Source organism: Bizionia sp. M204 (assembly GCF_023205095.1).
GTDB lineage: Bacteria > Bacteroidota > Bacteroidia > Flavobacteriales > Flavobacteriaceae > Algorimicrobium > Algorimicrobium hallyeonense.
Window position 1 is genome coordinate 1,470,157 of the sequence record NZ_CP046242.1, and the last position, 13,827, is coordinate 1,483,983.

3 protein-coding genes are annotated in these 13,827 nt (G+C 37.5%); all 3 read left to right on the forward strand.

Features of this window, described 5'->3' with window-relative positions; genetic code table 11:
- Nucleotides 1-242: 242 nt before the first annotated feature.
- The 3 genes from GMA17_RS06640 to GMA17_RS06650 all read left to right on the forward strand — a co-directional run bounded on the left by GMA17_RS06640 (nt 243) and on the right by GMA17_RS06650 (nt 13,671).
- Nucleotides 243-9,701, forward strand: a complete 9,459-nt coding sequence (locus tag GMA17_RS06640) for a LamG-like jellyroll fold domain-containing protein (RefSeq protein ID WP_248400344.1) — start codon at nt 243-245, stop codon at nt 9,699-9,701.
- Between the two features lie 350 nt (nt 9,702-10,051).
- A complete protein-coding gene (locus tag GMA17_RS06645) occupies nt 10,052-10,855 on the forward strand; it encodes a hypothetical protein (protein ID WP_248400346.1) in 804 nt (267 codons plus the stop codon).
- A 284-nt stretch (nt 10,856-11,139) separates the two neighbouring features.
- Nucleotides 11,140-13,671: a M14 family zinc carboxypeptidase gene (locus GMA17_RS06650; RefSeq protein ID WP_248400347.1), complete on the forward strand. Its 2,532-nt coding sequence runs from the start codon at nt 11,140-11,142 to the stop codon at nt 13,669-13,671.
- The last annotated feature ends 156 nt before the right edge of the window (nt 13,672-13,827 follow it).

A 13,827-nucleotide genomic window follows, 5' to 3' on the forward strand; every position in this document is an offset into this window, starting at 1 on the left:
CAACTGACAAACTGCACTTTACACTAAAAAGTGAGTCGTTTTCCACAAATTAATTAAATACAAAGAGTATATTAACCGTTTACCGAATAAATTTCTCGACCGCCTTTTCATAGGTTAATTTTGGGCTCCCTCAGTTTACATAATTAATAATAGCAGATTTAAGTAATTTCTAATCGTGTATTTATTTAAAACCGATTTTAAGAAGTTTCTGACTGTTTATTGTTAAAAAATTAACCGCTATTATGAAAAAAACTACTTTCTACTCGTTATTACTAATTGTTATTACTTTTAGTATTCAAGGTTTTTCTAAACCCATAAGTTCAGATTATTTTTCTGCAAATACTAATCAGGGTACTTTTTTCAGTAATCCGCTAAATGATTATGTGTCATTGCGACCGGATTTTGAAGAATCTTTCACTGAAAGTTCGGCAAGTCGTGCGATTACTTCCTGTCCAACAAATTTTTCAGTAAACGTAGATCCCGGCACTTGTGGTGCAGTTGTTACCTATACCATGCCTACAACAGATTTAAGTGGCGGATCAATGGTATTAACATCAGCTCTTGGAATTGGAGACACCTTTCCAGATGGTCCTACGACCGTAACCTATGAAGAACGCGATTCAGGAAATACGGCTACCGGACAAATTTGCAATTTTGTTGTCACCGTTTTAGATAATGAAGCCCCTGTTTTAACCCCAGCTATAGATAGAAATGTTAATTTAGATGCCAGTTGTGAAATCACCATCCCAAATGTCTTAGGAACAGCCACAGATAATTGTGATGTGGCTTCCATTACCCAAAACCCAATTGCTGGTTTCGTAATATCCGCGGTTCATAACCAGACCATTAATGTAACGGTTACAGCTACAGACGATTCTGGCAACACGGATGTTGAAACAGTTGTTTTGACAGCAATAGATGTGATTAATCCGATAACACCAACACTTGCCAATTTAACAGGCGAATGTTCTGTAACAGCTACAGCACCAACAACTACGGATGCTTGTTCGGGAACCATAACAGGAACAACCACTGACCCGTTAACGTTTAATACACAAGGAATTTATACTATTACTTGGAATTTTAATGACGGGAATGGCAACATTTCTACACAAACACAAAACGTAGTGATTGATGATGTGACTGCTCCAACTCCAGATGTTGCAACTCTTGCTAATGTAACAGCACAATGTGAAGTCACCAGTTTAACGCCTCCTACTGCTACCGATAATTGTGGTGGAACGGTAACAGTAACAAACGATGCTACACTGCCTATTACAACACAAGGAACAACCGTCGTAACTTGGACATACGATGATGGTAACGGAAACACATCAACACAAACACAAAACGTAGTGATTGATGATGTTACTGCTCCAACTCCAGATTTTGCAACTCTTGCTGATGTAATTGCTCAATGTTCAGTAACATCTTTAACCCCTCCTACTGCTACCGATAATTGTGGTGGAACTGTAACAGTAACAAACGATGCAACACTTCCTATTTCAACACAAGGAACAACCGTCGTAACTTGGACATACGATGATGGTAACGGAAACACATCAACACAAACACAAAACGTAGTGATTGATGATGTTACTGCTCCAACTCCAGATTTTGCAACTCTTGCTGATGTAATTGCTCAATGTTCAGTAACATCTTTAACCCCTCCTACTGCTACCGATAATTGTGGTGGAACTGTAACAGTAACAAACGATGCAACACTTCCTATTTCAACACAAGGAACAACCGTCGTAACTTGGACATACGATGATGGTAACGGAAACACATCAACACAAACCCAAAACGTAATTATTGATGATATAACGGCTCCTGTTGCTGATGCTGCTTCGCTTTCTGATGTAACAGCACAATGTGAAGTCACAACTTTAACACCTCCCACTGCTACCGATAATTGTGGTGGAACCGTAACAGTAACTAATGATGCAACACTTCCTATTACAACACAAGGAACAACGGTAGTAACCTGGACATACGATGATGGTAACGGAAACACATCAACACAAACACAAAACGTAGTGATTGATGATGTGACTGCTCCAACTCCAGATGCTGCAACTCTTGCTGATGTAACGTCTGAATGTGAAGTCACAACTTTAACAGCTCCAACAGCAACCGATAATTGTGGTGGAACCGTAACAGTAACAAACGATGCAACGCTGCCTATTACAACACAAGGCACAACGGTCGTAACCTGGACATACGATGATGGTAACGGAAACACATCAACACAAACACAAAACGTAGTGATTGATGATGTGACGGCTCCAACTCCAGATGTTGCAACTCTTGCTGATGTAACCGCACAATGTGAAGTCACAACTTTAACTGCTCCTACTGCTACTGATAACTGTGGTGGAACGGTAACTGTTACTAACGATGCAACGCTTCCTATTTCAACACAAGGAACAACGGTCGTAACCTGGACATACGATGATGGTAACGGAAACACATCAACACAAACACAAAACGTAGTGATTGATGATGTTACTGCTCCAACTCCAGATGTTGCAGCTCTTGCTGATGTAACCGCTCAATGTTCAGTAACAACATTAACATCTCCAACAGCAACCGATAATTGTGGTGGAACGGTAACAGTAACAAACGATGCAACGCTTCCTATTTCAACACAAGGCACAACCGTCGTAACTTGGACATACGATGATGGTAACGGAAACACATCAATACAAACACAAAACGTAGTGATTGATGATGTTACTGCTCCAACTCCAGATGTTGCAACTCTTGCTGATGTAACGGCTGAATGTGAAGTCACCAGTTTAACGCCTCCTACTGCTACCGATAATTGTGGTGGAACGGTAACAGTAACAAACGATGCAACGCTTCCTATTTCAACACAAGGATCAACGGTAGTAACCTGGACATACGATGATGTTAACGGAAACACATCAACACAAACACAAAACGTAGTGATTGATGATGTTACTGCTCCAACTCCAAATGTTGCAACTCTTGCTGATGTAACGGCTGAATGTGAAGTCACCAGTTTAACGCCTCCTACTGCTACCGATAATTGTGGTGGAACGGTAACAGTAACTAACGATGCAACACTGCCTATCTCAACACAAGGAACAACGGTCGTAACCTGGACATACGATGATAGTAACGGAAACACATCAACACAAACACAAAACGTAGTGATTGATGATGTGACTGCTCCAACTCCAGATGTTGCAACTCTTGCTGATGTAGCAGCTGAATGTGAAGTCACAACTTTAATCCCTCCAACAGCAACCGATAATTGTGGTGGAACGGTAACAGTAACAAACGATGCAATGCTGCCTATTTCAACGCAAGGAACAACCGTCGTAACTTGGACATACGATGATGGTAACGGAAACACATCAACACAAACACAAAATGTAGTGATTGATGATGTGACTGCTCCAACTCCAGATGTTGCAACTCTTGCTGATGTAATTGCTCAATGTTCAGTAACAACTTTAACTGCTCCAACAGCTACTGATAATTGTGGTGGAACCGTAACAGTAACTAATGATGCAACACTGCCTATTACAACACAAGGCACAACGGTCGTAACCTGGACGTATGCGGATGCCAATGGAAATGCATCTACCCAAACGCAAAATGTGGTTATTTTAGATACCACTGCTCCAAATGCAGTTTGTCAAAATTTTACAGTCACATTAGATGAGTTTGGTAATGCAACTATTTCAGAAACTGACATCGATAATGGTTCAACTGATAATTGTGGGATTCAATCAATTTCTTTAAATAATACTATTTTCGATTGTTCTAATTTAGGCGCCAATACGGTAATTTTAACCGTTAGAGATTTATCAGGAAATGTATCGACTTGTACCGCAACAGTGACGGTTTTAGATCCAGCTGCGAATGCGGATGTTCATATTATAAATACGACAACTAATAACGATTCCCCTATTGCAATCTGTGATGGTGAAATTATAACCTTTAATGCCAATACAACAACAGACAGTGGTGCATCACCTATATATAATTGGTTTATTGATGGCACTTCTTTTGGAACAAATAATCCAACCTTTACACCTTTCACACCGTTAACGATTGGAACACATACCATATATGTGGAAATGCAATCCAGCTTATCAGCTTGTATAGCACCAGTACCAAGTAATACCATTACCGTTACTGTAAATGCAGCACCAGCTGTAACATCCCCTACACAAATTTGTATGGGAAACACTGGAAATTTAACACCAAATTCAGGTGGTACTTGGACGAGTAATAATATAGGAATAGCCACAGTTACAAATGCAGGGGTTATTACGCCTGTTGCACCAGGAAATGTAAGCTTTACGTTTACGAGTAGCGCAACAACTTGTTCTAGCACCACGAATAATGTGACTATCAATGCGTTGCCTATAATCAGTAATTTACCAAGTAATAGTGATATTTGCGTGAATGAAACTCATACTCTATCACCTTCCTCCGGAGGAATATGGACCAGTAGCAATCCTGCTGTTGCAACTATTTCTAATGCAGGTGTTATTACTGGTGTAACACCTGGTAATGTTACTTTTACTTATACCAATACCGCTACGGGTTGTAGTATGACTTCTGCTTCTATTGAGGTATTGGATATTCCTGTGATTACTTCGGTTACGGCTTCAAACAATCCTGTTTGTGCTGGCGATGCAAGTATTTTAACGGCGAATGTTTTAGGAGCTGGTGGAAATAATGTAACGCTAGTGAACTATAATTTTAACTCTGGTAGTTCTTATTTAAATTCCTCTATAGTTGATGGGAATGAAGCAAGTGGAATTACGTCTAATATTAATGGAACTATAGACTTTAATAGACCAAATAATCAAGGTGAGCCTACAACACCAACAGCATTTACGCAAAACACAACTGCTGGAGGTGCTCTGCGTCAAATTGATGATTGGGAAGATGGTGGCGGATGGGGAGGTTCAGACGATGCTGGGAATTGGCGTTTCAACCTTGGTGGCACCAGTTTATCAACTTATCAAGATTTTAGAGTATATTTTCAAGCAAGTAGAGCCACAGGTTTGGGCGGATATAAAAATATTTTGATTGACTTTAGATCTCCTAATATTAATGGAGGTAATTGGGTAAATGGTCACCGCACACTACCGCTTCCAGAAGGAAATAGCAACTGGGTTGATATTAATTTCCCTTTACCGGCTGGAGTTAATAATCCAAATAATTTAGAAATACGTTTGAGGGTAAATGATGCTTCCACTTTTAATTATATATGTGGATGGGGAGGTTGTATCACTTGGGCTGAAAGAGAACCTCATGTGCTGATAGATAATTTTCAAGTTCAGGCAACTACTTCAGGCAGTAATTTTGAATATGCTTGGATTGCAAATACGGGTGCCAATGCAGGATTACCAGCTGGAGCGGGAACGGCGTCATCCACAAATAATGAAATTACGGTAAATCCGCAGGTAAATACAATTTATACAGTAATTGTAACGAATAGTGATGGTTGTCCAGCAACGCAAACAGTACCTGTTGATGTTTTTGCAGTACCTAGTTTAAGCGTTTTGGCAGATTATTGCCCAGCACCACCAAATAACAACTCCGTCCAACTAGTTGCAGATGGTTTAGGTTTTGTGAGTTATGAATGGAATACTGGGGAAACCACGCCATCCATATTTGTTGACATAGCAGGTACCTATCAAGTAATAGGTACTACAATTAACGGCTGTACCGTATCCGCAACAATAAATGTTGCTACTGAATTAGTCGTAAATGGAGACTTCCAACAAGGCAATATTGGTTTTACGTCTGATTATACATATCATGCAGATGCTGCAGGAAATAATGAATTAGTAGATGATACTGGAACTAATGGATATTCAATTACAACAAATGGTCAAAATGTGCATCCTAATTTTTGGGGATTTGATAATACCACAGGGACTGGCAATTTTATGGCGGTGAATGGTCATGGCAGCGGATTAATAGTATGGCAACAAGCCAATGTAACTGTATTACCAAGCACTACTTATTACTTTTCCGCTTATGGAATGAGCCTAAACGATCAATGGAGATCATCAAGACGAGCAAGATTAACATTTAATGTGGGAGGAATTAATGTAGGGACAACACCTACCTTACCAAACCGTCCTGACAACAATAATCCTGGGTCAGATAATTGGACACGCTTTTATGGAACTTACACAACGGGACCGGCAGAGACGTCTGTGGATATAGAGATTAGAAATTTAAACAATTCCGCTAGTGGTAACGATTTTGGTATAGATGATATCTCATTTGCGACTCTATCAACTTTTATCAGATTAACAACACCAGCAGGAACTGATAATCAAACCGTTTGTCAAGATTCGCCGATAACAGATATTACCTATGATATTGGAGGCGGATTAACCCCTCCAAACATTACAGGTTTACCTGCTGGTTTAACCACTAACTTTGATGGTTTAGAGTATACAATAGCTGGAACACCAACTGCATTCGGAACTTTTAATTACACCATTACCACAACTTCCAGTTGTGATATCAAATCAGCATCAGGAACTATTGTAGTCAACGAAGCACCAATAGCAACCATCAATACAGCACCAACAACTATTTGTCAATCGGCCAATTCCATAACCTTGGATGCCAGTTTATCCGGTAGCGCAGCTATTGGTAATCCTGGTTCGGGGTGGACGACTTCTGGAACAGGAACTTTTGATGATGCCTCTAGCCTAACACCAGTCTATACGTTTGGTTCTGGCGAAGCAGGCACCGTAACCTTGACTTTGACAACCAATACACCTGCTGGTCCTTGTAATGCAGCTACGACAGATGTTGATATTGAAATTACACCTTATATAGTAGCCAATGCTGGTTCCGATCAGTCCACAGTTAATTGTGCTACTTCAACGGTAACGCTTGCAGCCAATAATTCTACAGGACTATGGACAGCTTTACCTTCAACAGGTTATTTTTCTGATCCTTCGGCCTACAATTCTAGTTTTACAGGTGATAGTGGTGAAACATACACCTTGACATGGACTGCTACAAATACAGCACCTTGTTTAGACAATTCAGATTCTGTAATAGTTACAATTCCAAACTGTGCTGACAATATAATTTTTGATGGAACAGATGATAACATTAGTTTTACCAATAATTATGGTATGACTTCGGGTGCCTTTAGTATAGAAGCTTGGGTAAAACCTAATAATACATCAGGAACACAAACTATTATTTCTAAACGAAATAGCGCGAGTTTAACCTCGGGATACGATTTGAGTTTAGTGGGATCAACATTAAATTTTAGATGGAATGGAAATACCATGTTTGCAACACAAGCCATGGATAGACCTAAATGGTATCATGTAGCTATTACATTTAATGGTACTAATACATATACCATGTATATCGATGGTTTTGAAATTCGAAACAATACTTCAGGAACCTCACCACTTCCAAATTCCAATAAGACTTTAATTGGAGCCATGGATACAACGAATAATTCACCAATCAATCACTTTGGTGGCGGTATTGATGAAGTTCGTATTTGGAATAGAGCAATTTCTCAAACACAAATTCGCGAAATGATGAATCAAGAAATTCAAGCCAATGGTGCTGCTGTTTCTGGTGTTGTTGTTCCTACTAATATTAGTGGTGGATTGCAATGGAGTAACTTAATAGGTTACTACCAAATGAAAGATGGTTCGCAAGCATCTGTTGCTGGAGGCGAAATTGAAAATATTGCAACTAACATAATGGATGGTAACTTGAATAGCATGACAACAGACCAAATTGAAACTGCACCAATACCTTATATTTCGGATGGAAATGGTTCATGGGACACGCAAGCCACTTGGCTAAACGGTTCGGTGCAACAAATACCAAATTCAACAGTAAATAGTATCAATGGTCAACCTCAAACTTGGAATATTGTGAGAACAGGACATAATGTAAACTCACCAAATAGAAATCTAACCGTTTTGGGTCTTTTAGTAGATGAAAATATATTAACCATTCGGAATTCTAATCCAACAGATGGACAAAGCTTAAGAGTGACCAATTATTTAAGAATTGGTGATTTAAATGGTGCTAACAATATGGCTATACTTGATCTTGAAGGTGAATCGCAACTATTGCAAAACACGAACAGTATTGTAGATTATACTGCTGATGGTGTTTTAAATCGTGATCAGCAAGGAACCTCTAACCGTTTTAATTATAATTATTGGGGAAGCCCAGTAAGTACGGATGGTGTTTTAGGAGCTAGAACCTATACTTTAAGTGGAATTATATCTAATGCCGGATGGACATCTGGAAATAATGGTTCTTTAAGTCCTTTAACCTTGAGCAGTAGATGGATTTATTCTTTTTCTGAAGGTCTGCAAGACACGTATTCTGAATGGGAATATAAAGGTAATGCTGGTGATTTTGAAGTTGGGTTAGGATTTACAATGAAAGGACCAGGACCCGCATCTCCTGTAGACACTCAAAACTATATCTTTAGAGGACAACCAAATAATGGAACTATAACGGCTAAAGTTTCATCAACTAGTGGAATTAATCAAACATTAGTTGGAAATCCTTATGCTTCTGCTATTGATGCGGATATGTTTATTAGGGATAATATACCTGGAGGAAATGCAGGCACTTCTGGTAGTATTGATGGGTCTTTATATTTCTGGAAACAATCCACCACAAATAATTCACACATTACAGCTAACTATCAAGGTGGTTATGCTACTTATAATTTATCAGGAGGTAATCCAGCCGTTTCATCACCAGGTATTAATGGTGTTGGCGATGCTAATTTAGCTATTCCAAAACGATACATACCTGTAGCACAAGGTTTCTTTGTTACGGCCGCGGCCAGTAGTGATCAAGTGACCAATGATGTGGTATTTAAAAACAGCCAACGTATTTTCATTAAGGAGTCTTCTGGTAATTCAGAATTCTTTAGAGGTACTATTAATAGCGAAATAAACCGGGAAAACGAAGAAGTAACAAATGACATTCAACGCATTCGTGTACAGTTTACAACTCCGGAAAATGCTATTCGTCCTTTATTGTTAGCGTTTACACCTGATAATTTAGCAAGTGAAGGTTTTGACTACGGTTACGATGCCTTAAACACAGACGACAATCCTAGCGACATGTCTTTCCAAATTGAAGAAGGGAAATACATCATACAAGGTGTGGGTGAATTTAATGCTGAAAATATGTATCCTGTAACCATTGATATGGGTATGACAGGTAATGCAGAAATAGCACTTACCGATTTAGAGAATTTTGACGCAGATCCTGACGTATTTGTTTATGATGCGCTATTAGGAACTTATACACGTATCAATGTAACGCCATACCAAACAAATCTGGATGCTGGAACACATGAAGGGCGTTTCTATATTGTATTCCAAGAGGATAATGTATTAAGTACAGAGACAGATGAGTTTCCTCATGTTATTGTAAACTACTTGAATAGTACTAATCAAATTTACATTAAGGTGCCTTATAGTATGGACATCAAACAAGTGTACTTGGTTAATATGTTAGGACAAACCATTAAGTCTTGGAATAGTACTAATGCACCACTATCTCAAGAATGCAAAATACCTGTAAGACAGTTATCGGAAGGCAACTACATTATTAAGGTGCAGACAACAGATAATCAAACCATCAATAAAAAGGTGATTGTCAAAATGCAATAAAACATAAATAACTTTTAATATTAACGACCTCCCAGAGAATTTTGAGAGGTCGTTTTTTTTTATTCCCCTATTTTACACTTTATAAAGTGTATAGCTGGTGCTTGGCTAGTGTATGGAAAGACCATGTCAACAGAAAATAACAAATACAGTGAAAATTGGGGATTCCAAAGAAAAATAGTAAAAATCACGAAAACGTTACAAAACAACATAATTCCATGAAATTCAAACCTAGAAACAGGAATCAAAAATGCATTTCAACGAATTTATTAGCTTTTCATGGATGTTTTTAAAAAATAATTCTATATTAGCCATCCCAAATCATATTAACATTCATTTAAACCCCAACGCAAATGAATACATTAACCTACTTATACACATGGGTGTTTTGCGCGCTATTTTTAGGCCTAACACCAGCAGCTGCCCATACCACAGAATCCACCGTAGCATTTAATCAACCCCAATTAGTCCGCATAGATTTTACCATGCCTAATGGCTATGTTAGGCATTTATTATTAGGTTTTACACCAGATAATGCCGCATCAGACGGAGTTGACTATGGCTATGATGCGTTAAATATGGACAACTATCCAGACGATTTAAACTGGATGATTAACAATGAACGCTATGTAATACAAGGCGTGGGAGCTTTTGATGATTCAAAACAATATCCTTTGGGCATGTTTTTGTCTAATGCTGGTAATGTAGCAATAGCTTTGGATAGATTGGAAAATTTTAATAACCCTATAGATGTCTATTTGTATGATGCCGTAAACAATACTCACACCCTTTTAAATGAATCCGATTTTCAGGATACAATTTCGGAAGGAACATATTTAGATCGCTTTTTTATAACCTTCAAAGATAATTCCGGTTCTTTAGACGAATTTGGTAACGTTGTATTGTCCATTGATGATACTCCTAATGATGAAAAGACTAGCATCACCTATGTACGGAACACCAAGGAATTACACGGGAAATCAAATCAAACTATTAGGCAAATAGAAATCTATAATATATTAGGAAAACGCATTGAAAATTTTCAAAATATAAATAGTAAGCATATTAGACTACCACTCCATATATCAAAAGAGCGTTATGGTATTATTAAAATCCATACCCAAAATGGACATACCAGCAAAAAAGTTATTTTTTAATTGAACTTTTTAATTTTAAGTGTAAAACCAGTGAATCCTACTCACTGGTTTTTTTTTGTTTACAAGGGAAGTTGGTCAATAATTTGAAAATTAAGTAGTTAAAATCTTACTTATTAGATAAAAACATATCACATCAAATAAAAACTAACTTCTTGTTTTTTAGAAGTTTACAAAAGCTTGCGTTAAAAACACATACTGTTTGTCGATTTTATATGCATTTCACGGATGTTTTTAAAAAAATAAAATATATATTAGCAGCATCAAAAAACTAATCCAAATGTGCTATGAAATTAAATTACTCTAAATTAAAAATCCAAATCACCTTGTTCGTGTTGTTATTTGCTTCCAGTATAATGCAAGCTCAAACAAGTGCATCTAGCAAGGCCGACAAGTATTTAAGCCAAAAAGGTGAAGTCACTTTTAGCTTTCAAATTAATGATGTTTCTGAACTGGAATCGATGACTTCAGAAATGTCTATTCTGAATTATGACCCAAATACACGAACCGTATATGCTTGGGCAAATACAGAACAGTTTAGAAAATTTCAAGCTAGTAATAGAACGTTTCAAGTAAATTCAGAAGATAACGAAGCCACCGGTATTGTCATGTCTAATGAATTACCGGCTAGTCAAAATAGAGGTCCTTATCCCCTAACCTTTCCATTAACAGCCTATCCAACCTATGCGGATTATGCGACGCAAATGCAAGAGTTTGCTATCAACCATCCTGATATTTGTGAATTAGTAGATATCGGTGGCACAACCGAAGGTGTTGCCGGCGGAAACAAGCGTTTATTATTTTTAAAGCTATCGGATAATATTGTAACGGAAGAAGAAGAGCCTAAAGTGATGTACACATCTTCCATACATGGAGATGAAATTACTGGTTACCCTTTAATGCTTAACTTAATTAATTATTTTATTACCGCATATAAAAATACGGGGCATTCAGATCACTTACGAATCAAAAACTTAATTGATAATTCTGAAGTATGGATTAACCCAATGGCAAATCCAGATGGTACATACTACAATAATGCAACCAATACCTCTGTGGTAAATGCTAGAAGGGCAAATGCCAATGGGTTGGATTTAAACAGAAACTATCCAGATAACGTTTATGGTCCGCATTCAAATGGCCATACAGCTTATGAGTTAGAAACCCAACATTTTATGAATTTAGCTGCTAACACACACTTTGTGCTATCTGCTAATTTTCACGGTGGCGTTGAAGTTGTAAATTATCCTTGGGATAATACCTATGACAGACATCCAGATGACGATTGGTTTATGCAAATTTCAAGAGAATATGCTGATAATGCTCAAGCTAATAGCCCAAATGGTTATATGGACGATTTAAATAATGGAATTACCCATGGAGCGGATTGGTATCGCGTTTATGGCGGTCGCCAAGATTATATGAATTTTACACACCAGTGTAAAGAAACAACAATGGAGTTATCCAATACTAAATTAATTCCATCCAATCAATTAGTAAGTCACTGGAACTATAACCGTGAAGCTCTAATTGAATACTTAATTCAAGGAACCTACGGATTTCAAGGAAAAGTAAAAGATGCTGTTAGTGGCGACCCTATTGAAGCAACCATTAAATTGGTTGGGCATGATGCCGTAGGATCACATACCGTTAGTAACTTACCTCATGGTGATTTTTACAGACCGGTTTTTGCGGGAACTTATAATATTTTTATTGAAGCGCCTTGCTACCAATCAGTTACGCTAACAAATCAAACCATTGCAAACTATCAAACCATTACATTGGCAGATATTTTATTAACACCTTTAACGGCAACAGCTCCTACGAGCTTAAATACATCCGGAACGGATGCTAGTTCTACCAATGCTAGCTGGACGGCGGCAACAGCTGATAGTTTTGATCTTCGCTATCGTGAAGTGGGAACACCAACATGGACTGATATTTTAGGGATAACATCTAACCCATATCAAATTACAGGACTTTCCCCAAATACCACTTACGAATTTCAAGTAAAATCGTATTGTGGATCTAATAGTACGGCTTATTCAAGTTCACAACAGTTCACAACAACCAATATTAATTACTGTAATGCGCAAGGAGGTAGCATTGCAGATGAATTTATTGGAATCGTAACTATTAATGGAACGAGTAATAATACGGTAAACGCTACAACCTCGGGATATTCAGATTTTACAGCAAGTACTATATTTTCAGATTTAGATATTGTTAGCAATGCAACTGGAAACACTATAAATGTCACTAAAGTATGGCCTGGTAGTAACTATAGAGAGGCTGTAACAGCTTGGGTAGACTTCAATCAAAATGGCACGTTTGAAGGCACTGAAATAATTTTTAGCAGCAGCTCCAGCACTATCAATCCTGTTTCTGGAACTTTTAATGTTCCTAGTGATGCTGCTTTAGGAACCACACGTATGCGTGTTTTAATGAAATACTATAATGGTGCTGGAAATAACGCAAATAATCCATGTGAATCATTTAGTTATGGTGAAGTTGAAGATTATACGCTTAACATCACAAATTCAACTTTAAACACGGATAATTTTGATGCAAATACTATTAAAGTATTCCCAAACCCGTTTAACAATTCGGTAAATATTAAGTTAATGGACAGCAATCCAGTGAACATTAGTGTATATGATATTAGTGGTCGTATCGTTTCAAAATTAAACGAAGCCAATCCCTTAAATCAAACCATTACGCTAGATAACTTAAAGAAACTATCATCAGGCACTTATTTTATTCAAATAGAAATTAAAGCCAGTAATAAAACAGTTGTAAAACGAATTATTAAAAAATAAAGAAAATATAAGAGGTTAAAGCTATTAGTTTTAACCTCTTTTTTTTTACCGAATTTCAACAAAATATAAAGAATACGTACATTTTATCGATTTTTTTTTGCACATCATAAATTGATTTTCAAAAAAACCAATATTTAGCACCTACAAACCCAAACC

What these genes read in the sequence shown, in the direction of transcription:
- GMA17_RS06640 (WP_248400344.1), top strand. Translation starts at nt 243, where the DNA reads ATGAAAAAAACTACTTTCTACTCGTTATTACTAATTGTTATTACTTTT.
- GMA17_RS06645 (WP_248400346.1), top strand. Translation starts at nt 10,052, where the DNA reads ATGAATACATTAACCTACTTATACACATGGGTGTTTTGCGCGCTATTT.
- GMA17_RS06650 (WP_248400347.1), top strand. Translation starts at nt 11,140, where the DNA reads ATGAAATTAAATTACTCTAAATTAAAAATCCAAATCACCTTGTTCGTG.